We start from the raw sequence: 26,005 nt of genomic DNA, 5'->3' as shown, positions 1-26,005 counted from the left end.
ATACCCGACGACCGGCACCCCTTACTAAAACGGGAGTGAACATCAAAGTCTCCAACCAGTCCAGGACGGTTCCGATCTCCTTGCCTTGCACCACATCACGGCAACGACAGGCATACTGGCTTCTGCCAGCGGTGCCCAGCCGATCAACAGGAACGACTCGGTAAGGACTGATGAACCCTCTCAAACCATCGACGTTGAATGCCCTCGACTTCAAGAGTGCAGCTGTTGCGGAGGCGAAGACATGGCGGAATCTGCTCCCACCTGAACCCTGGCTCCCGCTGGTCGGCAGGTTCCCAACGAAGTTCGGGGACTATGCCCGCCACCGTCTCGAGGCGGGCGTTACTAACGCGCAGTCAGTAGTTATCCGTGCACGCAAACCCCATCAGCAGACGCGCCCTGTACCGGTCGTGGGCATACCAGAGCGAATCGCATACCGGGCGTTATGTGATCAGGCGCTTGCTAATAGAGCTCTTGCGGACCGCTCGCCCGCCGCCTATCAGGAGTTCATCGCCGCGCCCATCAACGCGGAATTCAAGGACAAGCGGATTTTCCGCGTCGCCGACGCGACTGCTCAGTACGTTATCGAGTCTGATGTAACGGCGTTCTACGAATATATCGATCATCGCCAATTACTCGATGAGCTTCAGCTGCGCACGTTCACGGTTGAAATTCCTCGAATTCTTATTGATCTGCTGGCCGAAGTGCAGGATCGACCATTTGGGCTACCCCAATTGCTCGATTCATCTGATGAACTCTCGGAGGTCTATGCGCGCATCATAGAACGTGAGCTGCAGCGACGTGGGGTTAATGTGTGGCGCTACAACGACGACTTTCGAATTACTGCGGCAAGCTACGATGAGGCTCAAGCGCACGTCGAGGCCCTTGCGAACGAGGCGAGCGCTGTCGGCTTGGTCCTTAACCCGGGGCTTTCACGGCGGTGAGGTTTTTGGGGTGCGCCGTTAACGAAGAATGGTGCTCTGAACTGCGATAATACGGCTTGTCTAAGGTCGTATTGGTTGCAGTTTCAGGAGCACCATTCAGGTGGGTAAGTGTAGTTGGTCGTATCCGCGGTTGGCTGCGGATGGGTCCGGTTCGGGTGTCGTGTCGCAGGCGGGGGCGGTGTTGCTGCTGCGGGCAGCGGAAAAGGTGGGGCTGACCACGGCGTTGTCGGATGCGTTGGCGCCGTGGCGGAAACCAGCCGCGACGCATGATCCGGGCAAGATCGTGCTGGATCTGGCGGTCGCGGTCGCGCTCGGCGGGGACTGCCTGGCCGATATCGCCATGCTGCGTGCCGAGCCCGCAGTGTTCGGGTCGGTGGCATCGGATCCGACCGTGTCACGGCTGCTGACGGTGCTGGCCAGGGATGCGCGGAAAGTCTTGTCCGCCATACGATCGGCACGGGCCAGAACCCGGTCCGTGGCGTGGGAGGCCGCCGGTGAGCATGCGCCCGATCGCGACATCGACGCCGAGCATCCGCTGATCATCGACTTGGATGCGACCCTGACGATCGCGCATTCGGACAAGGAACTGGCGGCACCGACGTTCAAGAAGACCTTCGGCCACCACCCGCTGGGTTCCTGGGTCGACCATGGACCCGAGGGCACCGGCGAACCGCTGGTCATCATGCTGCGCGCCGGTAACGCCGGAAGTAATACCGCCGCCGACCACAAGCAGGTCCTGGCCGCCGCGCTCGCTCAGCTGCCGTGGCGGCCAGGCTACCGGGTCGGGCGAAAGGTGCTGGTGCGCACCGATTCCGGTGGCGGCACCCACGAATTCCTCGACTACCTCACCCGCCGACACCTGCAATACTCGGTCGGGTTCGGATTCACCGAAACCACCGCCGCCGCAGTCGATCTCATCCCCGACCACGCGTGGACACCCGCCTACAACGCCGACGGGCAAGCCCGCGACGGAGCATGGGTCGCCGAGCTGACCGGGTTGATCGACCTCACCGAATGGCCGCCCGGGATGCGGGTCATCGTGCGCAAGGAACGACCGCATCCCGGCGCGCAGCTGCGGTTCACCGACCGTGATGGCCTGCGGTTGACCGCGTTCGCCACCAACACCCGCACAGGCCAGCTCCCGGATCTGGAACTACGCCACCGCCAGCGGGCCCGCTGCGAGGACCGCATCAGAAACGCCAAAGACACCGGCCTGACCAACCTCCCGCTCCACGGGTTCGACCAAAACCAAATCTGGTGCGAAATTATCTGCCTGGCAACCGAACTCACCGCCTGGATGCAGATGATCGCCTTCACCGACCATCCCGCCCGCCGCTGGGAACCCAAACGCCTACGCCTGCGCCTGTTCTCGACCGCAGCCCGGCTGGCCCGACACGCCCGCCGCACCCATCTCCGGTTCTCCGGGCACTGGCCCCATACCGGGCTGATCACCACCGCACTGGCCCGCCTGCAACCCGACTGACCAGCACGAATCAGCCCCACAACAAGGGAAGGACCACATCCCCGGGCCCGTGGAACCCGGCAGCCACCCGCTGACCGGGCCACCCCACCACGCCCAGCAGCCCGAAACCGGCCGCAAAACACCAATCCGAACCGCACAGGCCAGCACATCAACCGCGCGAAATATCCGGGCTAGTACCAGTATCAACGGCCCGACCCAATCAGTGATCCAAGACCGGAAGTGATCATGCGATGAGCCGTTCAACCTTGATTGTGTCCACACCGGCACCAGCAACCCAGCCATGGCGCTTTCCAGCTGCGGACAACAATGTCACCTTGACCAGTGAGCGGATGATGTCACGCTTCGCCTCCAGCGGTGTCACTTCAGGGTCGTGCCATTTAGCTCGCGCATCTGGCCCTGCCGCCGCGGCAACGTGTGGCATCGGCAACGTAGCCTGGGCGCGCCGCTCCGCAGCCTCGATCGACGGAAGCTTCTTCGCCTTGTACAACGCAATTTCCTTGGGAGACAGGTCCGCATCGATGGCATCGGTCAACCACCTCTCGTATGCGTCCCGCAATTCCCGCGCCTCCGCAAGCGCCGAGACTGCGTCCTCATCTGTGCGCGCCAGCGAACCGAGCAGCCCCGGATCCTCGAGCCGGCGAAGAACCAACTCTTCGACGAAAGCATCAACTAAGTCAGCCTTACGCGACACGCAGCTGTTCAACCTACATGTGTAATACCGATAGCCTTTGCGGTCGGAGGAACGGCGGTACACGCAAGCGGAGCCGCACTTCCAGCATCGAGGGATACCTGACATCAACCACCTGGGTGCGCTCCCTCGGAATGAGCCTCGCTGGGGGTCGTTGAGGATGAGCTTCAGCCGTTCATGCTCGTCCACTGAAATCAAGCCGTCCCAAGCGGCTTTGACCGTCAACCGGTTTCCATTCTCGTCGACATGCACACGCAACCCTGCCGCAGCTTCACTCATAAGCACGCGCTTCACCATGTCGCTGTCCCACCTGGTTCGCCATTCCTTCGGACACGGACACGTCCGCCGGTCCACCTTGCGCACAACCCGCCGACCGTCTTTGACCGAGCACCAATTGCAGGGAAAGGATTTGTCATGGCTAGGGATCAGCACACCTTCGCGACTCAGCCAACGGGCGATGCGATACGTCTTTTCCAGCTCTAAAGCACGTCTTGCCATTTCACGAAACACCGGTCCGTTCTCTGGACACTCGACACGCCCGACTGCCTTGCCCCGCCGATAAACAATCCGTAAACCAAAGCCTTCGGGCCCATGCGGCCTGCCCTCAGCAAAGTTCTGCGCCAGAGCCCGCATCGAATCGATACGGTTACGTTCAGGAGCGTGTTCGTCCTCAACAGCATCCTGCGCAACACGCTTCCGATCATCCGGATCGTTCATGTCGTAGAGCACGCCACCGTAGTACCAATACACGCCGAATTCAGCGCAGAGCTCCCGGAGCTCGGCCATGTCCCCGATCTTTCGATTCGCACGCGAAGAAGACCAATTAACCAAAACACCCCCAGACGCGTCGCCACGCTTAACCCGACGAGCTAACACCTCCAGTTCCTGACGCAACTCGTCACGCCCGGGACGCGCCTTCCGCGAATGCCGGGTCGCACCCACGGCCCCCTCATCAATCACCCTCCACACATCCCACCCGAATCGGGCGCACTCACCCCGTGCCCACGCGATCTGCTCCTTCGGGGAACGCTCATTCTTGTACTTGCCCGCCTTCGACACACGAGCCTGAACGACGGCCGCCAAACCGGGAAAATCCTTGGGACTCAGAGGCATAACCCCAGGCTAGGCAAGACATACCCCTTTCGGTACTAAACGCACGTGTACCACGTCACGCCTATCCCAGCTAATTGCGCGACCTCCTCGCGGCGTAGACCTGGCGTTCGCCTACGAGGTCCCGGAGGAAGCCCCACGTCCTCCGGTGAGATCCTGGCGCGACGTGACTTCAGGAATGCCCCCAGCTCGGAACGTCGAGCCTTGCGCACCGCCTGCACATCAACAACATCGGTCATGTGATGATCGTCCCGCACTTCATTAGCAGTATCCAGGTGCCACCAGTACCAGCATCCACGAAGCACCAAACGATCCCACCCACGACAGAACCTCACGCCGTCTCCGAACACGGTTGACGGCGGCCAGTGAATATGCCCCCGCAGGCAGCCATTTAGCGCCCCGCTGGTGGCCAGATACCTCCCCGCTGATTTGTCCGGGTTGCCGTGCCGATGGAACAAGGAACACCTCTGCATCTGCGGGCCGTGGGGAACCGGCAAGAGCCACTTTTGCCGCCTGCGAATGCCGAACCATGGCGGTCAGTTCGAACCCGCACCCCTCAGGGTCCGACGAGATCATGCCCAAGACCTTGGCCGCTGTTGTCTTGCCTTCTGCTGCCGAATTGTTTTGTTGACCAGCATGTTCGCGTTTTGGACCGGTGTATTCGACTACTGGATCCGGGTGTAGAGCAGTGTGCGGGGGCCAGGCTGGTAGCCGATGGCCTGGTACAGGCGTGCGGGTGCCGGGTAGACGTGGTCGCCGCGGGGCAGGACCACCGAGTGAGTTGCTCCGAGGGACCGGAATGCGTGCAGCAAAGCGATATTGACGGCCTTGGCCAGGCCCTTGCCGCGGACGGCGGGTGTGCAGGAGACCGGCTCGACCAGCCCCACTCGGTTGATTTCGTCGTACCAGCCCAACGCTGAGGCCACCCATCGGCCATCGGGCGCGACGACGACAAGGTCTGTCCGCTCGCGGTAGGGATAGGCGGCCATGACGTTTCGGTAGTTATCGGTGGTTATCCGGGAGCCGAAATCAGCCCAACCGGCGCGGTGGACCGCCGCCCGCCGCTCGGCGTCGTCGGAGGTGATGGCGGTGATCGCGAACCCGCCGGGCAGTAGCGGTGCTGGCAACTCCGTCAGGTCGTGGACGTGGCGGCGGAAGAACGGTCCGTTCATCTGCAGCGTGTAGCCGTGGCGGGTCAACGCCGCGCGTTCGTGGCGATCGGTCTCCATCACCAGGCAAGACAGGGTGGGACCAGGTGCCATGGTCTCGAACCAGTTCAGCAGGTGCGGCAACAGATCGGTCGCGGCCGGGTCGACGAGCAGTTCCAGGTGGCCGGGCAACTCGATCCATGCCCAGGCCGACACTGTGCTGCGTTCCTCCCATAGCGACACGCGGAATGCTTGCTGCGCATCGGGGATCGAGTGCCAGCCCCAGGCGATGTCGCCGATGTGGAACCGACTCTCGGGTGACCAGAGACGTTGGGTTGACGATTGCAGGAGAAGAAGATCCTCAGTCCCTTCGAAATCTCGTCGTATGGCCATGAGGTCCTTCTGCTTGTGCCGGTGGCCATATCCTCGAGCCGGGCCCCGACGGCGGGCAAGCCATTTTCAACTCCGGTCGAGCGCCGGTGGTGCGTCGAAATGGCCTAGCAGGTAGGTGAATCGGATCAGGTCCTCGCCCAGGCGCTGCGAGGTGAAAGGGGGCGTCGGCGAAGTGTCCAGGCTGGCGCGAGCGGTCTGGTCGGCAGCGAGACCAGTCGTGCAGTTGTTGCAGCAGTTGCCCGAGCTCGGTCGATCGCTGGCCGTCGGCGCCGAGTCGGGCCGGGATCGGTGCGTCCGCGCGAATCGTGCAGCCGGGCTATAGGTTTCCGCGGTGGCGGCGAAACGGCTCGAGGGCCTCGTCGCCGAGGTGAGGGCCCGAGACGGTGACGTCCGCGTCGCTGGCGCCGATGACGTCGGCGCACCGGAGGGCGAATCGCGGGTGTCCGCCGATAATTTCGGTGAAATCGGGTTCCGCGGCGGCGAAGACGACCCGCGTGATGCCGGTCCACACAATCGCCGCGCTGCACATGGGGCATGGCTCGCCACTGGCGTAGATCGTGGCGCCGACCAGGTCGGTGGAGGGTCCGGTCTCGGTCGCCCCCATGATGGCGGTGAGTTCGGCGTGAGCGGTGACCATGCCGGTCTCGGCAACCTGATTGCGTCCCGCGGCGATCACCGTGCCGTCGGCAGTCGCGATGACGGCGCCGAACGGGCGGTTGCCCCGCCGCCCCGCCTCCTCGGCGAGCGAGATCGCTTGCCGCAGAAGGTCATAGTCGGCACTAGTCATCGTGTCCCTCGATTCCGGTGATTTCGCGGGGCAGTCGGCGGCGCGCGGTGTAGATCGTCGGCGGTTTCCACTGACTGTGTGCTCGAATCCATGATGCCGAAAAGCGGTAATAGTGTCCAAGTTATAGATTCCATCACAACAATTGATCGGGCCTATAGTAGGGCGATGGAGCTGCGCCACATCAGGTACCTGCTCGCGGTCGCCGACCACGGAAACTTCACCCGCGCGGCCGAATCGCTGCACATCTCACAGCCGACGCTGTCGCAGCAGATCAAGCAGCTCGAGCATGCGCTGGGCGTGTTACTCCTGGACCGATCCGGCCGCACGGTGCGGCTGACCGACGTAGGCGAGGCCTACGCGCACCACGCGCGGCTGGCCCTGCGGGATCTCGGCACCGCTGAACGCGCGGTGCACGATGTGCAGGACCTGACTCGCGGGCAACTACGGGTGGCCATCACCCCGACCTTCACCGCGTATCTCATCGGACCGCTCGTGCACCGGTTCCGTTCCGCACACCCCGGTATCACGCTCACCGTCCAGGAGACGACCCAGGACTTGCTGGAGGCAGACCTGGTCGCAGACCGGCTCGATCTCGGCGTCGGGTTCATCGGCGCGCACGCCACGGGTATCGACGCCACCGCCCTGTTCACCGAGACGCTCGTACTTGTGGTCGGCCCGCGCCACCCACTCGCGGCGACGGGGCCACTGTCGGCTCGCCAACTCGCCCGCGAGCCCCTCGGCCTGCTCAACGTCAACTTCGCGACGCGGCTGCACATCGATGGATACTTCGCCGAGTGTGAAGTCGTGCCACACATTGCGATAGAAGCCAATTCGATCAGCGCACTGCTCGAGTTCGTCCGCCGCGGTTCAGTCGCCACCGTGCTGCCCGAGGCGATCACGCGCATGCATTCCGACCTGTATCCGGTGCCGCTGACCCCGCCCATGCCCACCCGCACCGTCGGGCTGTTGCGACGGAACACCGCGTACCACTCGGCTGCCGCCCGCGCGTTCACGGCGATCGTTCACGATATCGCGAAGGAGCACCGGCGCCGCGCCCATTGATGAAATCAATGATGGCGATGGAATACAAGCATTGGACGCTATATCACCAGGTCGTGCACGCTGATTTCGTCAGCCCCGAGGCCGGGCACCCGCCCAGCACGGCGGCGCACCGAAAGGAAGGCACGCACCATGGTGCACGCACAGTTCGACCCCGCGGCCCGGCAAGCGCTCGCCGCAGCCGCCGTCCAGGCCAAGATCGCCAAGAACCTGACCTGGCAACAGATCGCCGACGCCGCCGGATACTCGACCGCGTTCGTCACCGCCGCGATACTCGGCCAGCATCCGCTGCCGGAGCGGGCCGCCGTCGCCATCGCCACCCTGCTCGGCCTCGATGACGAAGCGATAACCCAACTACAGACCATCCCGACCCGCGGATCGATCCCCGGCGGGATCCCCACCGACCCAACGATCTACCGCTTCTACGAGATGCTGCAGGTCTACGGCACCACCCTCAAGGCACTGGTCCACGAGCAGTTCGGCGACGGCATCATCAGCGCCATCAACTTCAAGCTCGACGTGCGGAAGGTGCCCGACCCCGACGGTGGCGAACGCGCAGTGATCACCCTCGACGGCAAGTACCTGCCCACCAAGCCATTCTGACTGACCGCACATCATCCAGCGGCAGCCGCAATTCGCCACACTCCCGCATCTATCGTCATCCCGCGACTGACAGGAAGTGCTCATGACAAGGAAAGCGCTCGCGCAGAAAGTTGTACACGCGGTCGCGGCTCTCACCGCGGTCAGCCTGCTCGCCGCCTGCGGCAGCAGCAACAGCTCCAGCTCGACCGCGATGTCCACTCACGTCTCGTCCCCGACCTCCGCGGCGGTAGCGCCGTCCGCAGTACTGGCTGCCACCCCGTGGGAAACGACCGCCGCCAAGAACGCCCAGAGCGGATCAGTACACCTGACCGATGACAACGTCAAGAACTACGTCGGCTTCGCCTATTTCAAGTCGAACGGCACCTTCACCATGTTCAACCTCGACAATTCGCCGAAGATGCACGGCGACTGGTCGGTCTCGCCGGACGGCGAGACCCGCACCATTGTCGCGAAAAACGATGCGGGACAGGAACAATTCCGCCGAGTCGTCGATATCGTCACGCTCACCGACCAGGAATTCACCTACCGCGTCTACCCCGATCCCGCCGACAAGACCGCCTACTACGACATCATCCACACACCGACAACCCATCCGGAACCGGCCGGGTAGCCCGGCATCCACCGGGCTGGTTCTACCCTCGGCGAAAAACACGGCAACGACGGTTGGGTCTGTTCCAGTCGAGGCGTTCGCCGACCTGATTGTCGCGGGGATGGTCAGCCGACAAGACCGAATGGGCGCGGCGGCTTCACTTGCGGTGGCGTCCGGGGCGAGAAGGTAGTGACGAAGCAAGGGGCGGCAGTTGGGTTGTATCGGCCAGCGGGTCAACGCGTAGCGTCGCGATGAAATGGTCCACGGAGGTGAAGCCCGCGGCGTGGATATGTGAGAGGAGTTCCACTGCGGGGAACGTTGCATCGGTTCGCTTCATACTGGCTCCCTTGCCAGACTGATGGTGTTTGCACAGTGACAGGGACTCGATCTCCAGCCAGAGCCCTGTCCGTATACAGCGAACGGCGGCTACATGGGTGCGCCTGCCGCCTATGGTCTTCCGATTCACCGGAGCAAGCAGAATCGTAGCGAAGACATGGCTATCACGGAGCGGTTTACAGACTGGCTTCATGTCGGCGAATCAAGACCAAGGGCAAACTGGCGCAAACGCCCGGATACGGACACAGCGGCTGAGCTCGCCGAACAAGTGGTCACCCGGGCATCATGTCGGCGGGTAGGCCTTTTGCGCGCTCTGCTGCGGTGACGGCGATGACCGCGTGCCCTCGCATCCTCGTGTGCGAGCCGAGTGTCTTCGGGTTCATTGAAGTGCGTTCGGCGACTGTCCAAGGGTCGCACATCGGCCAGGTCTCGAGCTCCTCTGGCGAGGGGGCGAACGGCCAGTTGTCGCCTTCGGCTCGATGCGGCGGCCCGATCTCGGTGCGACCGTGGTCTCCTTGTGTGTAGAGCCTTGTCAGATCACCATTTTCGGACAACGCCCAGCCCTGGAACCCGTAGTCGAACCGGTACCAGCATGCGGTGCCGAACCGCCGACTGAGGTCGCACAGCAACACCCGTAACGATTCCGGTGATGTGTGTACAGGGGGATACCCGAAAACCAGTGTCCAGTCGTCCAGTTCGGGGCTGAAGTAGGTCACGTAGGCCCCGACACTCCACCACGCGTCCATTACCTCTATCCCGCGGCGCATGGTCACCGGCTTCGCGGCGACCATACCGAAGGCGTCCAGCAACGCATCTTGATCTCCTGTGGATACCGCGTACCACTCCCAGATTTCGACTGGTTCTGGCGTTTCGTCCGGATCCGAGGTTTCCTCGTGGAGCAATGCCTGGTCCCTTGGCCAGTCGGCACCGTTCATACTCGGTACCGGCATTGATGCGACTTCCTCACCTTACATTCGAACAGTGGCTGATGAATCGTCACGGGTCTGGCTACGAGCATTTGCTACTGCGCTGAGACGGCTCGGCGCTCTTCGGCCAGCAAAGGACCAACCGGTTGCAAACAGCTTGACCGACCGGTCGGTCATAGCTAGCCTGACGGTGTGGCTGTTCCATCTGCAGCGGCGACGTTCATCGAGAAACTTACGCACTACCAGGCGTTTTCCTGGCAGTACGGACATGTTCCAAGCCGGGCCGGGTCGGCTCCGTATCCCCGCGCACTACGACTTTCCCGCAACCGGCACACACGGCGGGTGGCACTGGGAACGCGAGCCCGGGCCGCACATATGAACACCATTGCCGCCCCGCACGCCGAATGACCTTGGGAGAAATTATGATTCACGCTGTGTCCACGCCGCTCGGCGAGGTATGTGTGCACATCACCGGACCGGACCCGGCGACGGCGCCGAATTTACTCTTGCTGCATGCTAATCCGGGGGATCATCGAGACTTCGATCCCATCACATCCGAACTCGCCGAGACGTATGCCATCGCGGCGGTGGACTGGCCGGGCTACGGCCGCTCCACCGTAAGCGACCCACAGTCGGTGACCGCCGACGGACTGGCCGACGTTGCAGAGATAGTCTGGGATGCACTGTCCACCAATGGTTTTCGCAACGCTACGGTTATCGGTAGCAGCGTCGGTGGTTACGCTGCCATCCGGCTGGCCCAACGCCGACCAGACGAGATGACTGGTCTGGTGCTCGTTCAGTCGGCAGGTTTCACGCCTGCCACGGCGATGACCCGCGCAGTCTCTCGCATTATGGGTAACCGACGGGTCGCGCGGGCGGTGGTCGGCCCGTCCGCGCGTGCCTATCTCGGCCCACTGCGTCGCGGCGGGGTGCGGGCCGTTTACGACCGGGCTCGGCGGATCGCTGCGGACCGGACCCGGTTGGACGTCTATCGCTCGGTGTGGCGCAGCTTCGCCGACCCGAACCTGGATCTGCGAGCCCAGGCACCACTGCTTGCGGGCGTACCCGCGCTGGTGGTGTGGGGCAAGTACGACCCGATCAACCCATGGCTACTCAACCGCCGCGGGATCACCCGGATACTGCCGCACGCTGATGTGGCGGTCCTGCCCACCCGGCACGAACCATTCTGCGAACAACCAGAACTGTTCCTCGAGGCGATAACCCCGTTCCTCCACCGACATGCTGGAATGGCGTCATGAGATCCGCCGAGCCCGGCCGACGTGCACTCTTAAAGGCCGGACAGTCGCTGCTGGCCGCCGAGGACCTGAGCCGCCTATCGGTCAACGCCATCGCCGCGCAAGCCAATATGGCCAAAGGCAGCTTCTACCAGCATTGGCGCAGCCGCAGCGACTACATCATCGCGCTACACCGCAGCTTTCACGACAACCTCGCCGAGTCTGTCACGGGGGCAGTCGCCGACACCGTGCCGGGGCAGCAGCGACTGGCGGTCGCGGTCGACACATACCTCGACGGCTGCCTGGCCGAACCGGCTACCAAGGCACTGTTGGTGCAGGCGCGCACCGAGGTGGGACTCGGTGACGAGGTGGCCATCCGCAATCGGCAGGCCGCCGAGACGATCACCGCGGATTTGGCTGCTATCGGCTGGTCCGACCCGGAGCCGATCGCCGCGTTGCTGGTGGCCGCGATCGCCGAGACCGCGCTGGCGGAACTCAGCACCGGCGCACGCCGCGAAGACCTTCGTTCGGGCGTGCTCCGACTGGCCACCGCGTCGAAGTGACGGCGCCGAGCCCTCGGTACAGCCCTGCGGACACCGCCACATACCGCGGTGCTCAGTGGGCGGTATGTCCGAACTCGGCGAACAACACACGACCGAGGTGATACTCGTCATCACTGAGGAGAATCCATTGGCGGCAAGCCACTTCTCGATGCGACCTGAACCGCACGTTCACGCCGCGTATCGCGAAAGGTCCGTTCAGCCTGGGTGCGTGGTGCGGATCAAATCCATGGCCGATCCCTGCCTGATCAGCGCTCGGCGGCTGGCTTCGACTGCTGGCCCACGTGGTCGGCAGCACATCGAGGTGCGGGTCCGAAGGCAGCATGTGTCTCGGTGGGAGCGGCGAACTTTCGCATGGCCACCGCCGCTGCGTTGGATCCGCTCATCCCGTGCGCTCCCGGCCCTGGTGGGACGGCGGCCGAGCAGATGAACATCCGGTCCGCAGGGTGATGCGTGGTCCGTTCTGCGGCGTCGCTCTGCATATTCACGATCGAGAGGGCCCGGGCGGACTCGACCTCCGACCGCCGACGATCCGTAGCGCAAGTTCCGCGTAATAGTCCCCGATGTCCTCCGGTGACCAGGCACCACCCTCGTGATACCAGCGCGCGATATCTATCCCCAGCGAAAGCAGGGCGGTCGAGGCCATGTGAGTATTCGAATTCTCGAACACCCCAGCGGCCACACCTCGCTCGATCAAGCTCCGGACCTCCCCTTCGATCGCGCGCCGGATTTCCTTGATCTCCTGTTGATGTTCTGGGCTCAGAGCGGCGAGCTCATAGTTGATGATCCGGGCCACGGTGTGGGCGCGTGCGTGATGGATCGTGAATTCCCGCATCGACGCGATCAGTTGGTCGGCGGGGTCTTGTGCCGAAGCGATGGCAGCGCGGATGCGTTCCAGGGTGTCCAGGTGACCGGTGTGCGAGATCTGGTAGAGCAACTCTTCCTTGGAGCGGTGGTACACGTAGATTGCCCCCGTACTCACCCCGGCGATCGATGTGATGTCGCGGGTCGTCGAGCCGTGGAAGCCGCGTTCAGCGAAGGCGACCACCGCCGCGTCGAGCAGCCGCGCTCGGGTCTGGTCCGCGCGCGAGAGGTCCTCTGTATCGGTCACCTGGACAGTATGGCTCTAGACAGCGAGGACGAGTTTGCCGGTGTTGGCACCGGTGAACAGCATGTTCAAGGTTTCACCGAAATCGGCGACACCGCCGTCCACGACATGCTCCCTGCTCTTGATCCTGCCCTCGACCAGCCAACCGGAGATCTCGGCGACCGCCTCACCGTAACGATCCGCATAGTCGAAAACGACGAAGCCCGTCATGGACGCCCGGGAAACCAGCAGCGACATATACCGCGAGGGTCCGGGCGGTAGCTTCTCCGCGTTGTATGCCGAGATCGCACCACAGATGACGACGCGGGCACCGCGCCGGAGATTGGCAAGCGCGGCATCGAGGATGTCACCGCCGACATTGTCGAAATAGACGTCGATTCCGTCTGGAGCGACCTCCCGCAGCCGCTGCAGGACGTTCTCCTGCCGATAGTCGATAGCCGCGTCGAAGCCGAGTTCGTCGGTCAGCATCCGGCATTTCTCGGCGCCGCCCGCGATCCCGATCACGTTCGCGCCCTTGATCTTTGCGATCTGACCGGCGATGCTGCCGACGGCACCCGCGGCCGCGGAAACCACCACCGTTTCTCCGGCCCGCAGCGCACCGACCTCGAGCAAACCGAAATAAGCTGTCATCCCTGGCATTCCGAGCGTGCCCAACCAGGTCGGTCCGCCCGCCGTGCTCAAATCGACTTTCTGCACTCCCCGGCCGTTATGGATCGCGTATTCGGTCACGCCGAAAATGCCGCTGACGGTGTCGCCGACGGCGAAGTCCGGATGCGTCGACTCGACAACGGTCGCGATATCCAGCGACCGCATGACCTCCCCGACTCCGACCGGCGGCACATACGATCGCACGTCGTTCAGCCAGCCGCGCATCGCCGGGTCGAGGGAGATGAAATCCACCTTGACCAGGATCTGTCCTGGGGAGAGCGTGGGCATCTCCTCGGTCGTCAGCTTCCATGTGCCCGCGTCGGGCAGCCCCGACGGCCGTTTCGCGAGCCGCACCTGCTGGGTTGTTGTCACGGTAATCTCCTCTTGTTCGCCGAACAGACAGGGTCAGACAGCGCCGATTTCCCGGTCGCCGGCCGGAAGCGGGTCGAAGACCAGGATGTCGGCCGGGCCGGTCAGTGCGTTGCCCAGCGCCTCCCCGATGTGGCGCAGTGCGGCGCTTCGACCGTGCGTATGCAGGGCCTCTTTCGACGCCCATTTCTCGATCATGACGAAATGGCCCGTTGTCCCCGTCTTCCGGTGCAACGCATACAGAAGGCAGCCCGGTTCGGCGTGCACTGCCGCGGCCGCGGCTGTAAGGGTCTTCTCGACGAGTTCCTCCTGCCCCGGCTTTGCAATCATGGTCGCTACCACCACATACGGATCGGCCACTGGTTACTCCTCTGCATTCGGTCGTTCTCGGTTACTGGGCAGATTCAGCCTTTTCCACTGGCAGACCGACGAGGTCCGCCAGCAGCCCACGATGGTGGCCGGGACTTCCCAGCCCGATCTGGTCGGCCTTGGCACGCTTGAGGTACAGGTGCGCCGGGTGCTCCCAGGTCATGCCGATCCCGCCGTGGAGTTGGATGGCCTCTTCGGCGGCCCGCACCGCGATATCGCTGCAATAGGACGCGGCGACGGCGGTGGCGATCACGCTGTCGGGGTCGCCCGCCGCGAATGTTCCCGCCGCATACCGCGCGGCGGCCGAGGCCGACTCGACCTCGACGTAGAGATCGGCGAGGCGATGCTTCAGCGCTTGGAATCCGCCGACTACCCGGCCGAACTGGCGTCGCAGCTTCAGATACTCGACGGTTGTCTCGAGGCACCAGGCCGCGACCCCCGCTTGCTCGGACGCCAGGAGTGCGGCGCCGATCGTCAAGCCGGATTGCAGTGCCGCCCAACCGGATTCGGCGGCAACGACGACCCGGCCGGGCACGGAGTCGACGATGACGTCGGCCACCGGACGGGTCATGTCCAGGGAGACCACCGGCTCGATCGCCGCAGCGGCGGCCGCCAACGCGTGCACCTCCGTACCGTTCACCGTCTGGACGGCGGCCAGCAGTACATCGGCGTCGAGCGCACCGGCGACGCTGGTGACGCGACCGGATACCCGGCCCTGCGCATCAGCCGTCAGGGTCGGGACCTGCGCCACCGACGCGGTGGAGAACGGCGTCAGCAGCGCTGCGCTGCATTCACCGTCGCCGAGTTGACCGACCAGCGCGGAGTTGCCCGCGAGCAGGACGGTCGCGGCGATCACGCTGCTGGTCAGAAACGGTACCGGTGCGACGAACCGCCCGAACTCCTCGAGTACGACAGCGGCGTCACGGGCCGTGCCGCCGGCCCCACCGCGGTCCTCGGGGATGAGCAGACCAGCGAGCCCGAGTTCGTCGGCGATCGATTTCCACAGCATCCGGGTCAGTGTCCGATCGCCTTCGTAGGCACGCACCACCGCGGACGGATCACATCGGGTGGTGAGCAGGTCACGCACCGCGCTCCGCAAGGAGGTCTCGACATCGGTGTCCAGCAGCAGGATGTCGCTCATCGGCTCAGGTCCTTCCAGGCGATGTCCTTGTCCGCGCGGGGTTCAGCGGGCAGGCCGAGGACCCGTTCGGCGATGATGTTGCGCAGGATTTCCGAGGTTCCGCCCTCGATCGAATTGCCCTTGGCCCGCAGGAAGCGGTAGCCGGCTCCCCGACCGGCGAAATCGACCCGGTCCGGGCGCACCATTGTCCAATCGTCGTATCGCAGGCCGTCCTCACCGCGCAATTCGACCTCCAATCCGGCAACCTGCTGGTTGACGCGGGCGAACGACAGCTTGACGGCGGATGTTTCGGGCCCGGGCTGGCCATCGGCCACCTGCTGACGCAGCCGCGTTGCCGCCAGCCGGGAGACCTCGGCATCCACCCACAATCGCAACAACCGGTGGTGCAGTTCGGGGGTGCGCTTTTCCGGGAATTCTCGCCAGAGGTCGGCGGCGACACCGAGTACTCCGCTCTCGCGAGGTAGCGCGCGCCCCCCGATCGAGACGCGCTCGTTGTTCAGAGTGGTGGTGGCGACTCGCCAGCCTTCCCCTTCCTTGCCCAGGCGGTGCGCATCTGGGATCCGCACGTCGGTGAGGAAGACTTCGTTGAATTCCGCTTCGCCGGTGATCTGCCGCAGCGGCCGGACCTCGACTCCGGGGGCGGTCATATCGCAGATGAAGTAGGTCAGCCCCGCATGCTTGGGCCGACTGGGATCGGTGCGCGCCACCAGGATTGCCAGCTGCGCCTTGTGCGCGACCGAGGTCCACACCTTCTGTCCGTTGACGACCCAGTCATCGCCGTCGCGCACTGCTCGAGTGGCGATCGCGGCCAAGTCCGAGCCGGCGCCCGGTTCGCTGAACAGCTGGCACCAGATCTCCTCCCCGCTCCACAGTGGACGCAGGAAGCGCTGCCGTTGTTCCGGGGTGCCGTGGGCGAGGATCGTCGGCGCGGCCATACCCAGGCCGATTCCGTTGATCGCCGCATTGTTGTCCGGAGATCCGGCCTGCTCGAACAGGGCGTCGACGAACGGTTGCAGTTCCCGGTCGACGGCCCGGCCACCGAGCCCGATCGGAAAGTGAACCCAGGCCAGACCAGCGTCGAACCTGGCTCGGTGACAGGTCACGGCATCGGTGGTGGCCGGATCGTGCTCCGCGAGTACGGCTTCCACCCCGCGGCGCAGATCATCACGAACCGCGTCGGTCATCTGTCATCCTCCTGATCGGCCATCACGGCACCAGCACCGCGACCGTCTCGGCCACACACGCGGGCTTGTCCGAGCCTTCGAGCTCCACGGCCACCCGACTCACCGCCGGCACCCGAATCCGCGGCGTAGAAGGCCTTTTCGGCACCGCCGACGACCCCGATCACCCGGGTTCCGGCGGCAATCCCGGCCACGTCGGTACCGACCGCCACCACTTCGCCACACAACTCGACGCCAGGCGTGAACGGCAACGGCGGCCGGATCTGATTGCGGCCCCGGCACATCAGTACATCGGGAAAGTTCGCCGCGGCACCGGCGACCCGCGCGACAACCTGTCTCGGACCGGGCTCAGGACGGTCCACGTCCTCGAGCCGGAGCACCGCGCCCGGCCCGCCCAGCTCGTGGACTCGCCATGCCTTCATCCGTGCCATGTCAGACCCCACCTGTCAAAGTGACGCCACCGTCCACGACCAGCAACTGCCCCGTCAGCCAGCTCGCATCATCGGAGAGCAGGAACGCCACCACACTGGCAATGTCCTCGGGCACGCCGAGCCGCTTCAGCGGGTAGGCAGCGGCGACCTCGTCCTCCCTGCCCTCGTAGAGAGCGGTGGCGAACTTCGTCTTCACCACCGCCGGGGCGACGGCGTTGACCCGCAGGTTCGGGCCCAGCTCGACCGCGAGTTCCTGGGTGATGTGCGTGAGCATCGCCTTGCTGGAACCGTAGAAGCCGATGCCCGGTGCGGGCTTGAGACCGGCGACCGACGACACGTTCACGATCGCGCCACCGTAGTCCTTCATCCAGGCCCGATACGTTTGCTGAACCCACGACAGCGAGGCCAGACAGTTGACCTCGACGATCTTGCGGGCCACCTCCAACGACAGATCGACCATCGGCCCGAAAGCCGGATTGATGCCGGTGTTGTTGACGAGGAGATCGGCGCTACCGAACGTCTCGATCGCCCGCTCGACGGTCTCGGACTGGTGGTCGACGTCATCGGCGCGACCCGCGACGGCCAGCGCCCGGTCGGGGCCGCCCAGTACGTTCACCGCTTCGTCGAGGGCGTCCTGTTTGCGGGCGGTGATCACGACCCTCGCCCCCTCGTCGACCAAGCGCTGCGCGATGCCGAGCCCGATGCCGCGACTGGCACCGGTGACTATCGCTGTCTTGCCTTCGAATCTGTTCAAAATAGGTCCTTTTCAAGAAGGTGTTCGGTTACGACAGGCGCTCGAGCACCATTGCCATGCCCTGACCGCCACCGACGCACATGGTTTCCAAACCGATCTGCTTGTCGTGGAACTGCAGGGAGTTGATGAGCGTGCTGGTGATGCGGGCGCCGGTCATGCCGAATGGGTGACCGACCGCGATCGAGCCGCCGTTGACGTTGAGCTTGTCGAATTCGACACCCAACTCCCGCGCCGAGGGAATGACCTGGGCGGCGAAGGCTTCGTTGATTTCGACCAGGTCGACATCGCCGATGGTCATCCCGGCACGAGCCAACGCCTGCTTGGACGCCTCCACCGGCCCCAGGCCCATGATTTCGGGAGACAGCGCGCTGACTCCGGTCGCAATGATCCGAGCCAGCGGCGTCAGACCCAACTCGGCGGCCTTGGTGTCGGACATGATCACGACCGCGGCCGCACCGTCGTTGAGTGGGCAGCAGTTGGCGGCCGTCACCGTCCCGTCGGGCCGGAATACCGGCTTCAGTTCGGCGACGTTCTCCAGGGTGACTCCGAGCCGCGGGCCATCGTCCTTCGAGACAACGCTGCCGTCGGGCAACGTGATCGCAGTGATGTCACGCTCCCAGAACCCGTTGGCGAGGGCGGCCTCGGCGAGGTTCTGGCTGCGCACACCGAAGGCGTCCTGTTCGGCACGGGTCACACCGCACAGCTGCGCCACGTTCTCGGCGGTCTGCCCCATCGCGATATAGACGTCGGGCAGCAGACCCTCCGTGCGCGGATCGGTCCAGATCTCCCCTCCCGCAGCGAATTTCGCGGTCCGGCCCACCGCGTCGGCGAACAGCGGGTTCTCGGTGTCGGGCAGGCCGTCGGCATTGCCCTTGACGTAGCGGCTCACGGTCTCCACACCGGCGGAGATGAAGACATCGCCCTCTCCGGCACGGATCGCATGCAGCGCCATCCGGGTTGTCTGCAAACTCGACGAGCAGTAGCGGTTGACCGTGGTGCCAGGCACCCGATCCAGGCCCGCCAGAATCGCAACCACTCGCCCGAGATTGAAGCCCGACTCACCGGCGGGCTGGCCACAACCGAGCATCAGATCGTGAATGTCGTTCGGACCGAGGGCCGGCACCTTCGCCAGCGCGGCCTGCACGATCTGCGCCGCCAAGTCGTCGGGTCGGAGGTCTCGCAACGCCCCCTTGCCAGCGCGACCGATCGGTGACCGGGCGACAGAGACGATGACGGCTTCGGGCATAACTGTGAACCTTTCACGCAAGTTACTGAGCGCTTGTTAACCTCTCTGCACCCTGCTGGACGAAAAGATGATGGTCAATACGTCACAGCCGATTCGGACTGTGACACATGGCACATTGCCGGGACGCGGCCCTGCTGGCGGACAGGTCGGAATACATGCCTCTACCCGCCTGTTCGCAACTCGATTCCGAATTCATATTCATCATTGGGAGTGGTCGGCGGCTCGCCGAGCATCCGGCACGGCAGGACGGTAGATGAAGTTGATCTCAGATTCAAGACTTGACGTAGGTCACAACTCGAGGTTGAGTTCAGTTTCAATTCGCCGGTCGAAAGGTCCACGCAAATCGGTCTCGGACCCGTCTGCGCGAGCTGGCCGGCCGCTGACGAAGGCAGTTGTGCAAGCCGATCTGGGTTTCCCGGCAGAGCTGGTTGCCCGGCACACAAGCGCACGGTGGCCGAAGCGCCGAGGCTCAGCCGGAGGAGAGGCAGATGAAGGTCGATCTGGCAGCGTGGGAAACACTCGAATCGCATCGGGTCGCGACCAACGGGATCGAACTACGGGTCGTCGAGCACGGGGCGGGGCCGCTGGTAGTCCTGTGCCACGGGTTTCCCGAACTCGGATTCTCGTGGCGCCATCAGGTTTTCGCGCTTGCCGACGCTGGATATCGCGTAATCGCCCCGGACATGCGCGGTTACGGCGGCAGCTCGCGGCCGTCCGCGATCGAGGACTACGACGTGCTGACGATCTGCGCCGACCTGGTGGGACTGTTGAACGCCGTCGGAGCGGATGATGCGGTGTTCATCGGACACGACTGGGGTGCCGCGGTGGTCTGGCAACTGGCCCTTGTGTATCCCGACCGTGTGCGTGCGGTGGCTGGACTGAGCGTTCCGCCGGCACCGCGCGCGCCGGTACCACCACTGGGGATTCTCCGTTCTCGGCTGGGAGATTCGTTCTACATGTCCTGGTTTCAGCAGCCGGGAGTCGCCGATGCCGCACTGGCACAAGACGTTCGATGGACTCTGCTCAACAACGAAACTCCCTCGCCGCAGGCTCTGGCACGGCGTCCGAGCGGAGAACCGCCGCGTCCCCCGTGGTTATCGGAGGACGAACTACAGGTGTTCGTCGACGCTTTCGAGCAGACGGGCTTCAGCGGAGGGCTGAACTACTACCGGAACATCGACCGGAATTGGGAGCTCACGGCTCCGCTCGACGGCCACGTCATCACCCAGCCGTCGCTTTTCCTGACCGGTTCCAACGATGCGGTTCGCTCGTTCATGCCGGCCGACAACTTGGCAGCGGTCCTCGCGGATCAGCGCGAACACATTGTGGTTGACGGCGCCGGTCATTGGATTCAGCAGGAGCGACCCGACGCGGTCAACGAGGCACTTGTGAAGTTCCTCGACTCCATTTGATGCGAATGGAGTAGAGCGCGATGAGCGGGAGCAGCCGCAGACGGTTTCGCCGACGGGACCGAATCGGATCGCACCCGTGCGTATTCGCAGTCTCTCGAACGTGAGGTTCGAGGCTCAAAGAAGAAGGAAACAGATGAGGAAAACGATTGCAGCAGCGACGCTGCTCGTCTCGGCGCTCGGCGTCACGGCCGGAACGGCATCGGCGGCACCGGCCGATGCCGGGGCGGTGGGCTACAAGGTATCGGCCGGAGAGCGATCGTCGGTGATCGATCTCGCTGCCGGCTCGATTACCGTCGAAGAGGGGTTGCTGAAGATCAAGGCGCCCGGCGGTGCAGTGCTGGCCGGTTCGGAATTTTCCTTCCGGGTGGATGACTACGTCTTCCCGATCGCCGCCGAAATCCGCGACCGCACCGCTACTTTGACGCCGCAGTTCGACCTCGAGCACGCTGTGTACAAGCCGGTGGCCCTGCCCTACGAAGACCAGGCTCCCTGGAAGACCCAGTACGACCGGGAACAGGCCGCTTGAGCGCGACTGTCCTCCACGATCCTCATGGGCGCGACGATCGGCACCACCGTCGGCGGCATCGGCGGCGCGGCAGTCGGTTGCGTGCTGGGCGGGATCGCCGGGGCGACCGTCGCTTCCGCGGCGATTGTCGGCTTGTTCGGAGCCTTCATTCCGGCAGCCGCCATCGGATGTATTGGAGGAATCGTCGCCCTCGGTGCGCTGGGGTCGTTGGCGGGCCAGCTTCTCGTCACCGCTCCGGTCGCGATCATGGCGGCTGTCCAGTACTTCACGACGATCAATCAGCCGGCGCCGTCGCCGACGAAGTAACGCCAACTCGCACATCGATCCTGTGCGGCCATCGCCCTGCCCAGTCGGTTCCAACCCCGGCTGGGCAGGGCCCTGGCTTTCACGGCCGACGCCGTGACCGCACGCCGCGGCGCCGAGTGCAGCCCGACAACGCGTGTGCGACGATCACTGGCGAGAATGCACGGCAGACAGGGAGGGTGGTTGATGGCCAGGACCGCCGACGACGAAGCGGCATCCGCGGAGATCCCCGCACTGGCCGATACCTCTGTCCTTCGGGAGCCTCCGCTTACGGCCCGCGGTTTACGAACGCGGGCAGCGCTGGTGGCCGCGGCCCGAGTCGTGTTCGAGCGCGACGGCTACCTCGATGCGCGGCTATCGGATATCTCGACCGAGGCGAAATGCTCCACCGGTAGCTTCTATACGTATTTTTCGAGCAAAGAAGAGATCCTGCAGGCGGTGCTCGAAGCGTCGCAGCACGAGATGATGCATCCGGGGATGCCGCGGCTGAGCGCCCACGAATCATCTCCGGTCGCGGTAGTCGAGGCGAGCAACCGTGCCTACTTCGAGGCGTACAAGCGAAACGCGAAATTGATGCTGATCCTCGATCAGGTGGCCGCGATCGATCCGAAGTTTCGCGAGATACGCCGACGCCGCGCCCGCGCGTTCGCCGACCGCAACGCTCGGTCCATCAGGGATTTACAGGAACGAGGCCTCGCCGACCGGGAACTCGATCCCCACACCGCGGCACGTGCGCTGTCGGGCATGGTCGGCCGGATGGCGTACTACGCGTTCGCCCTCGAAGAGCAGACCTCGCTCGACGATCTCGTTCGAACAGCTACGCGCCTGTGGGCCAATGCGCTGAAAATCGACGAGGCCGCTGGCTGAGTCGTCCCGGAATTCGTCGTTGCCATCGTCATCACCATGAACCCGATGGCGACCGAAGCCGAAATCGGTTATGTGTCCAATGATTCCACGGCATGGCTGGTCATCGCGTGGCACTAGGCGACAACATCGGCCGAGATCGAGGTCCGGACACCTCAGGCTGTAGTCGATCGGTGCGGCTACGCGTGGGCTCGGCGAGCTTGGAAGTGTCGGCGCCGATCGACTGGCGGAGTTGGTACGAAGTCGGTGGGCGCACCTGATATGAAGGTGTGAATGGGACGTAGGAACTTGCTGGAACCGACACTGACGACCTTGCCGCACGGGCCGCACGGTCTTGCTCGTGATCTGGTGACGGGGTCGCAGCGTCAGCGGCTGTTGTACGGGGTGACGGTCGTCGTCGCGGACCGCGGCTACCTTACCGCGACAGTCGCGGATATCGCTGCGACAGCGAAGGTTTCGCGGCGGACATTCTATCAGCACTTCCCGGACAAGGAAGCATGCTTCCTCGCCGCGGCCGAGACGGGTCGCGATCTGATGATCGATCATCTCGAGCAGGTAATTGCGCAGGTATTGTCCGAACCGGTGGAGCCGCTCGAAGCTCTCCGGCGCGGCATTCGGGAGTATCTCACCCTATTGCATGAGGAACCATCGTTCGCCCGCTCGTTCTATCTGGAGACCGCCGTGGCCGGATCGCGCGCGATCGAGTCGTTCGAACGATGCCAACGCTGGTTTGCCGGATTCATCCGATCGTGGCGTACAGCGGCAGGCTCCGTCGATCCATCGGTCCCCGATTCCGCGTATCTGGCGGTGACCGATGCGACCAACGAGGCCGTGCGCCGAACCCTCCGTGCCGGAGGTGATTTGCTCGAGCTCGAGGACAGCGTGATGTACATTCACCGCGCGCTGCTCGGGCTGGCAGTGCCTGCCGACTAGGACACGACTCTGTCGCCTGCCCCGGTGAGGTCGCAGGAAGCATCGTTGCTGGTGTTGCCACCTTCGGACACAATCCTCGCGAACACCTTCGCGCAGTTGGCCGAAGCGGTGTTCGCCATGATAGTGGAGTTCCGCAAGACGACGGTGCCCAATGGGGCATCAACCCGATCCGTCACCTGGTTCGGGAGGGTGTCGAGGTAGGCCGGCGCCACATTGACGCCGCTGCCACCGTCCGGGGCAGTGTTTCCGGTGATTGTGACGCGGTCGAAAGTCACCACGCCCCGGCCACGCACATCCACACCGCCGCCGCGACCGGCGAATCCACCAGGGCGGTACCACTCTCCGGGGTTGACCACGCGGTTGTCGGAGATCGTCGAGTCCGTGAAGGTGCAGGTGTTGTCACACCGCACACCGCCCGCCTCACCGGACGTATTGCCGGTGATAGTCGTATTTTTCGTCTGCAAGTCCGACCCCGGTACGTTGAAGATGCCACCGCCGTACCCGGCATTGTTACCCCGAACCATGACGTCGTCGAGTACGAGATTCGACGAATTGGCTATGCCGCCCCCTCCGGTGTCGTAGAACGGGATCTCGTGTTGGGCGGTGACTCCGCCGGTCACGGTCAATCCCGCCACTGTTACGGGCGCGGCAACACTGAGGACTCTGTCGATCCCGTTGGCGTCCAGCACTGTCCGGTCGCGCCCGGCGCCACGCAGCACCGTCGGCGCGGTGAGGTTCAGGTCACCCGTGGTCGCATCGGGGTTGCGTCCCTGCACTTTCTGCGGATCGGGCGGTATCGTCAACACGTATCGCCCGGTCGGCACCACGATCGTGCTGCCTGGACGTGCATTGGCCGTCTGCACCGCGGCGCGCAGTGTGCACGTGCCAGAGGTCGTGCGGCACAACCCGCTTCGGGGGTCGGCCACGATCCCGTCTGCTGTGGTGTCCACAGTTATCACCGCTGGAGCATCTCCACCAGGTGCGTTGTCCGCATCGGCCGCTCCGGGGAATCCGACTGCGGTTCCAACGATCAGGGCCGTGATTGCGACGGCGCTAGCCGCCGCAGCAGAGGTGTTCGTCGTCATGAAGTCTCTGATCCGATCATGGATTCGAAGTGGGGTACGCTCGCGTATAAGTAGGGAACGCAAGTGTTTACAACTTCTAGCAGAGTGACGACCCATCGGTGGCGTTTCCGGGAATCTTATTGGCAGTTGATGATTCGCTCACCTGGCATCTCCGGAACGACAGGCGGCGACTCCCGAGAAGCCACCCAGCGGCAGCGCGACGGCCAATCACACCCTGAGCGTCCAGGGCACCTGACCACAACCTTCGGAGCGGCGATGTCATCAGGCATCGCCGCTCCTCGATCGGTCAGGGCTACACGGCGACGGAGGCACTCTCGCCGGCCGTCGCGGATTGCTTGCGCGCCACCGTCTCCGGCAGTGCCCAGGTGCTGCCGAGCGTGCACAGCGCCATGATCATGACGAAGACAGAGACCGACGTGGTCGATCCGGTCGCCGCGAGCAGCGCGGTCATGAGGAATGGGGTGCCGCCACTGACCAGGATGGCCGCCAACTGGTAGGCCAGCGTGATGCCCGAGTAGCGGATTCGGGGCTCGAACAGTTCGGCGAGATACGCGGCGAGCGGGCCATACACCAGCCCGGAGCCGAGGCCGCTGCCGACCACGGTGGCGATCAGGATCGCACCGAGCGAGCCTGTCTCCACCAGCCAGAAGAAGGGAAATGCCCAGAGCGCCATGATCGCTGCGCCGGCGAGCATCAATGGGCGGCGACCGTAGCGGTCGGACAGCGAGCCGGCGAAATAGATCACGGGCACGCTGATGGCGGAGGAGATCAGCGAGATCATCAACAGGTCGTGGCGCTCCAGCCCGAGTTTCCGGACACCGTAATCGAGCACACCGGCGACGCTGATGTAGAAGATGGCGTTGCTTCCGAACAGCAGCCCGGCGCCGAGTACGACCCGCTTCGAATGCTTCTTCAACACTTCGACAATCGGGGCCTGCGTGACCGCGGTCGAGGCCTCGTCGGCACGGGCTCGCAGCCGACGGAACTCAGGGGAGTCTTCGATGCGCAGTTGAATGAACAGCACCACAAAGAACAGCACGGCGCTGACCAGGAAGGGGATTCGCCAACCCCAGTTCAGGAAGTCGCGACCCTTGACGAATTCGCTGACCAGGAGAAATGCGCCCGTGCCCATCATCAGGCCTAAGGGCACGCCCATCTGACCGAAGGTACCCGCCTGGCCCTTGCGGTTGGGCCTGGTGGTTTCGGTGAGCAGCAGGGTGACCCCACCCCACTGGCCGCCCACGGCAATGCCCTGCAGGAACCGTAAGGCTACGAGCAGAATCGGCGCGGCCACCCCGATCGAGTTGGCGGTGGGCAGCAGGCCGATCGCACAGGTGGATGCCGCGACGAGGATCAGGCATGAGACCAGTGCCGGCTTGCGGCCGAAGGTGTCGCCGACGTGCCCGAACACCAGTCCGCCGAGCGGGCGGGCGATAAAGCCCGCCCAGAATGTGCTGAAGGACAGCAGCGTGCCCATGAGCGGTGATGAGTTGGGAAAGAACAGCTTGCCGAATACCAGGGCAGCGGCCGTTCCGTAGATGAAAAAGTCGTACCATTCGATCGAACTGCCGACCAGGGCAGCACCCATGAGTCGCCGCAATTTCTTTCGATCCGGGCTGCCGGAATCCGAGTTCGGAGTCATACCTATCTCCAAGTTGAGAACGAACCTGATGTGACGCCAGTCACGATCAGTGCACTGATGTGATGCCAGTCACGATCAGTGCTCGCGAACGCTACTTGAGGTTGACGTCAGATTCAATAGTTTTGGAAACGACAG

24 protein-coding genes and 3 pseudogenes are annotated in these 26,005 nt (G+C 64.1%); 11 read left to right on the top strand and 16 right to left on the bottom strand.

Going from position 1 to position 26,005, the window contains the following annotated elements:
• The first annotated feature begins 170 nt into the window (after window positions 1-170).
• Window positions 171-941, top strand: a complete 771-nt coding sequence (locus tag ACQPZ2_RS19020; protein WP_433526757.1) for a reverse transcriptase domain-containing protein — start codon at window positions 171-173, stop codon at window positions 939-941.
• Between the two features lie 100 nt (window positions 942-1,041).
• Window positions 1,042-2,424 (top strand): IS1380 family transposase, encoded by a 1,383-nt coding sequence (locus ACQPZ2_RS19015; protein ID WP_433526756.1) that lies wholly within the window; start codon window positions 1,042-1,044, stop codon window positions 2,422-2,424.
• Between the two features lie 223 nt (window positions 2,425-2,647).
• Here the strand turns inward: ACQPZ2_RS19015 and ACQPZ2_RS19010 are convergent, their stop codons facing one another.
• The 4 genes and pseudogenes from ACQPZ2_RS19010 to ACQPZ2_RS18995 all read right to left on the bottom strand — a co-directional run bounded on the left by ACQPZ2_RS19010 (window position 2,648) and on the right by ACQPZ2_RS18995 (window position 6,550).
• A complete protein-coding gene (locus ACQPZ2_RS19010) occupies window positions 2,648-4,225 on the bottom strand; it encodes a recombinase family protein (protein ID WP_433526755.1) in 1,578 nt (525 codons plus the stop codon).
• 44 nt (window positions 4,226-4,269) lie between these two features.
• Window positions 4,270-4,461 (bottom strand): annotated as a pseudogene (locus ACQPZ2_RS19005) (transcriptional regulator); the annotation flags it as partial.
• A gap of 426 nt (window positions 4,462-4,887) precedes the next feature.
• Window positions 4,888-5,613 carry a GNAT family N-acetyltransferase gene (locus ACQPZ2_RS19000; RefSeq protein WP_433526754.1) on the bottom strand — a complete coding sequence of 242 codons (726 nt, stop codon included), beginning with the start codon at window positions 5,611-5,613 and terminating at the stop codon, window positions 4,888-4,890.
• A 466-nt stretch (window positions 5,614-6,079) separates the two neighbouring features.
• Window positions 6,080-6,550, bottom strand: coding sequence for a nucleoside deaminase (locus ACQPZ2_RS18995; protein WP_433526753.1), 471 nt, complete (start codon window positions 6,548-6,550; stop codon window positions 6,080-6,082).
• A 165-nt stretch (window positions 6,551-6,715) separates the two neighbouring features.
• On the opposite strand from ACQPZ2_RS18995, the gene cynR reads away from it, so the two are divergent.
• The 3 genes from cynR to ACQPZ2_RS18980 all read left to right on the top strand — a co-directional run bounded on the left by cynR (window position 6,716) and on the right by ACQPZ2_RS18980 (window position 8,822).
• On the top strand, window positions 6,716-7,612 hold the full coding sequence (gene cynR / locus ACQPZ2_RS18990) for a transcriptional regulator CynR (protein WP_433526752.1): 897 nt from the start codon (window positions 6,716-6,718) through the stop codon (window positions 7,610-7,612).
• Between the two features lie 129 nt (window positions 7,613-7,741).
• Complete coding sequence (gene cynS, locus ACQPZ2_RS18985; protein ID WP_433526751.1) at window positions 7,742-8,212, top strand: cyanase; 471 nt, start codon at window positions 7,742-7,744, stop codon at window positions 8,210-8,212.
• 82 nt (window positions 8,213-8,294) lie between these two features.
• A complete protein-coding gene (locus ACQPZ2_RS18980) occupies window positions 8,295-8,822 on the top strand; it encodes a DUF4822 domain-containing protein (protein ID WP_433526750.1) in 528 nt (175 codons plus the stop codon).
• A gap of 136 nt (window positions 8,823-8,958) precedes the next feature.
• On the opposite strand, the gene ACQPZ2_RS18975 is transcribed toward ACQPZ2_RS18980, so the two are convergent.
• Both ACQPZ2_RS18975 and ACQPZ2_RS18970 read right to left on the bottom strand, forming a co-directional pair.
• Window positions 8,959-9,138: a hypothetical protein gene (locus ACQPZ2_RS18975; protein ID WP_433526749.1), complete on the bottom strand. Its 180-nt coding sequence runs from the start codon at window positions 9,136-9,138 to the stop codon at window positions 8,959-8,961.
• Window positions 9,139-9,409: 271 nt separating this feature from the next.
• Window positions 9,410-10,087: a hypothetical protein gene (locus ACQPZ2_RS18970; protein ID WP_433526748.1), complete on the bottom strand. Its 678-nt coding sequence runs from the start codon at window positions 10,085-10,087 to the stop codon at window positions 9,410-9,412.
• Between the two features lie 410 nt (window positions 10,088-10,497).
• Between ACQPZ2_RS18970 and ACQPZ2_RS18965 the strand changes: the two genes are divergently transcribed.
• Window positions 10,498-11,322 carry an alpha/beta fold hydrolase gene (locus ACQPZ2_RS18965; protein WP_433526747.1) on the top strand — a complete coding sequence of 275 codons (825 nt, stop codon included), beginning with the start codon at window positions 10,498-10,500 and terminating at the stop codon, window positions 11,320-11,322.
• The gene (locus tag ACQPZ2_RS18960) at window positions 11,319-11,861 is read left to right on the top strand and encodes a TetR/AcrR family transcriptional regulator (RefSeq protein ID WP_433526746.1); all 543 of its coding nucleotides are present in this window, start codon (window positions 11,319-11,321) and stop codon (window positions 11,859-11,861) included. Before ACQPZ2_RS18965 ends, ACQPZ2_RS18960 begins: the two co-directional genes overlap by 4 nt.
• 481 nt (window positions 11,862-12,342) lie before the next feature.
• Here ACQPZ2_RS18960 and ACQPZ2_RS18955 read toward each other — a convergent pair whose 3' ends face one another.
• The 8 genes and pseudogenes from ACQPZ2_RS18955 to ACQPZ2_RS18920 all read right to left on the bottom strand — a co-directional run bounded on the left by ACQPZ2_RS18955 (window position 12,343) and on the right by ACQPZ2_RS18920 (window position 19,105).
• A complete protein-coding gene (locus tag ACQPZ2_RS18955; protein ID WP_433526745.1) occupies window positions 12,343-12,969 on the bottom strand; it encodes a TetR/AcrR family transcriptional regulator in 627 nt (208 codons plus the stop codon).
• Window positions 12,970-12,984: 15 nt separating this feature from the next.
• A complete protein-coding gene (locus ACQPZ2_RS18950; protein WP_433526744.1) occupies window positions 12,985-13,986 on the bottom strand; it encodes an NADP-dependent oxidoreductase in 1,002 nt (333 codons plus the stop codon).
• A 33-nt stretch (window positions 13,987-14,019) separates the two neighbouring features.
• Window positions 14,020-14,343 (bottom strand): putative quinol monooxygenase, encoded by a 324-nt coding sequence (locus ACQPZ2_RS18945; RefSeq protein ID WP_433526743.1) that lies wholly within the window; start codon window positions 14,341-14,343, stop codon window positions 14,020-14,022.
• 31 nt (window positions 14,344-14,374) lie between these two features.
• Complete coding sequence (locus ACQPZ2_RS18940) at window positions 14,375-15,493, bottom strand: acyl-CoA dehydrogenase family protein (RefSeq protein ID WP_433526742.1); 1,119 nt, start codon at window positions 15,491-15,493, stop codon at window positions 14,375-14,377.
• Window positions 15,490-16,677, bottom strand: coding sequence for an acyl-CoA dehydrogenase family protein (locus tag ACQPZ2_RS18935; protein WP_433526741.1), 1,188 nt, complete (start codon window positions 16,675-16,677; stop codon window positions 15,490-15,492). The genes ACQPZ2_RS18940 and ACQPZ2_RS18935 overlap by 4 nt, the downstream gene beginning before the upstream one ends.
• 152 nt (window positions 16,678-16,829) lie before the next feature.
• Window positions 16,830-17,096, bottom strand: a pseudogene (locus ACQPZ2_RS18930) (alcohol dehydrogenase catalytic domain-containing protein); the annotation flags it as partial.
• A 10-nt stretch (window positions 17,097-17,106) separates the two neighbouring features.
• Window positions 17,107-17,862 (bottom strand): SDR family oxidoreductase, encoded by a 756-nt coding sequence (locus ACQPZ2_RS18925; protein WP_433527466.1) that lies wholly within the window; start codon window positions 17,860-17,862, stop codon window positions 17,107-17,109.
• Window positions 17,863-17,887: 25 nt separating this feature from the next.
• Complete coding sequence (locus ACQPZ2_RS18920) at window positions 17,888-19,105, bottom strand: acetyl-CoA C-acetyltransferase (protein ID WP_433526740.1); 1,218 nt, start codon at window positions 19,103-19,105, stop codon at window positions 17,888-17,890.
• A gap of 488 nt (window positions 19,106-19,593) precedes the next feature.
• On the opposite strand from ACQPZ2_RS18920, the gene ACQPZ2_RS18915 reads away from it, so the two are divergent.
• From ACQPZ2_RS18915 to ACQPZ2_RS18900, 4 genes and pseudogenes are all read left to right on the top strand, one after another.
• Window positions 19,594-20,517: an alpha/beta fold hydrolase gene (locus ACQPZ2_RS18915; RefSeq protein ID WP_433526739.1), complete on the top strand. Its 924-nt coding sequence runs from the start codon at window positions 19,594-19,596 to the stop codon at window positions 20,515-20,517.
• A 133-nt stretch (window positions 20,518-20,650) separates the two neighbouring features.
• Window positions 20,651-21,349, top strand: a pseudogene (locus ACQPZ2_RS18910) (hypothetical protein).
• Between the two features lie 183 nt (window positions 21,350-21,532).
• Complete coding sequence (locus ACQPZ2_RS18905; RefSeq protein WP_433526738.1) at window positions 21,533-22,213, top strand: TetR/AcrR family transcriptional regulator; 681 nt, start codon at window positions 21,533-21,535, stop codon at window positions 22,211-22,213.
• Between the two features lie 270 nt (window positions 22,214-22,483).
• Window positions 22,484-23,143: a TetR/AcrR family transcriptional regulator gene (locus ACQPZ2_RS18900; protein WP_433526737.1), complete on the top strand. Its 660-nt coding sequence runs from the start codon at window positions 22,484-22,486 to the stop codon at window positions 23,141-23,143.
• Here ACQPZ2_RS18900 and ACQPZ2_RS18895 read toward each other — a convergent pair.
• Window positions 23,140-24,093 (bottom strand): hypothetical protein, encoded by a 954-nt coding sequence (locus tag ACQPZ2_RS18895; protein WP_433526736.1) that lies wholly within the window; start codon window positions 24,091-24,093, stop codon window positions 23,140-23,142. The genes ACQPZ2_RS18900 and ACQPZ2_RS18895 overlap by 4 nt on opposite strands.
• A 427-nt stretch (window positions 24,094-24,520) precedes the next feature.
• The gene (locus tag ACQPZ2_RS18890) at window positions 24,521-25,870 is read right to left on the bottom strand and encodes an MFS transporter (RefSeq protein ID WP_433526735.1); all 1,350 of its coding nucleotides are present in this window, start codon (window positions 25,868-25,870) and stop codon (window positions 24,521-24,523) included.
• Window positions 25,871-26,005: the final 135 nt, after the last annotated feature.

This window comes from Nocardia pseudovaccinii, from assembly GCF_050942345.1.
In the GTDB taxonomy this organism is placed as follows: Bacteria; Actinomycetota; Actinomycetes; order Mycobacteriales; family Mycobacteriaceae; genus Nocardia; species Nocardia pseudovaccinii.
Note: the sequence above shows the minus strand (reverse complement) of the source record. Positions and strands in the feature narration are given on the sequence as shown.

Excerpts from the sequence above, each read along its gene's own strand:
- ACQPZ2_RS19020 (WP_433526757.1), top strand. The coding sequence starts at position 171 with ATGAACCCTCTCAAACCATCGACGTTGAATGCCCTCGACTTCAAGAGT.
- ACQPZ2_RS19010 (WP_433526755.1), bottom strand. The coding sequence starts at position 4,225 with ATGCCTCTGAGTCCCAAGGATTTTCCCGGTTTGGCGGCCGTCGTTCAG.
- ACQPZ2_RS18995 (WP_433526753.1), bottom strand. The coding sequence starts at position 6,550 with ATGACTAGTGCCGACTATGACCTTCTGCGGCAAGCGATCTCGCTCGCC.
- cynR (WP_433526752.1), top strand. The coding sequence starts at position 6,716 with ATGGAGCTGCGCCACATCAGGTACCTGCTCGCGGTCGCCGACCACGGA.
- cynS (WP_433526751.1), top strand. The coding sequence starts at position 7,742 with ATGGTGCACGCACAGTTCGACCCCGCGGCCCGGCAAGCGCTCGCCGCA.
- ACQPZ2_RS18980 (WP_433526750.1), top strand. The coding sequence starts at position 8,295 with ATGACAAGGAAAGCGCTCGCGCAGAAAGTTGTACACGCGGTCGCGGCT.
- ACQPZ2_RS18975 (WP_433526749.1), bottom strand. The coding sequence starts at position 9,138 with ATGAAGCGAACCGATGCAACGTTCCCCGCAGTGGAACTCCTCTCACAT.
- ACQPZ2_RS18970 (WP_433526748.1), bottom strand. The coding sequence starts at position 10,087 with ATGCCGGTACCGAGTATGAACGGTGCCGACTGGCCAAGGGACCAGGCA.
- ACQPZ2_RS18960 (WP_433526746.1), top strand. The coding sequence starts at position 11,319 with ATGAGATCCGCCGAGCCCGGCCGACGTGCACTCTTAAAGGCCGGACAG.
- ACQPZ2_RS18940 (WP_433526742.1), bottom strand. The coding sequence starts at position 15,493 with ATGAGCGACATCCTGCTGCTGGACACCGATGTCGAGACCTCCTTGCGG.
- ACQPZ2_RS18935 (WP_433526741.1), bottom strand. The coding sequence starts at position 16,677 with ATGACCGACGCGGTTCGTGATGATCTGCGCCGCGGGGTGGAAGCCGTA.
- ACQPZ2_RS18920 (WP_433526740.1), bottom strand. The coding sequence starts at position 19,105 with ATGCCCGAAGCCGTCATCGTCTCTGTCGCCCGGTCACCGATCGGTCGC.
- ACQPZ2_RS18915 (WP_433526739.1), top strand. The coding sequence starts at position 19,594 with ATGAAGGTCGATCTGGCAGCGTGGGAAACACTCGAATCGCATCGGGTC.
- ACQPZ2_RS18905 (WP_433526738.1), top strand. The coding sequence starts at position 21,533 with ATGGCCAGGACCGCCGACGACGAAGCGGCATCCGCGGAGATCCCCGCA.
- ACQPZ2_RS18900 (WP_433526737.1), top strand. The coding sequence starts at position 22,484 with ATGGGACGTAGGAACTTGCTGGAACCGACACTGACGACCTTGCCGCAC.
- ACQPZ2_RS18890 (WP_433526735.1), bottom strand. The coding sequence starts at position 25,870 with ATGACTCCGAACTCGGATTCCGGCAGCCCGGATCGAAAGAAATTGCGG.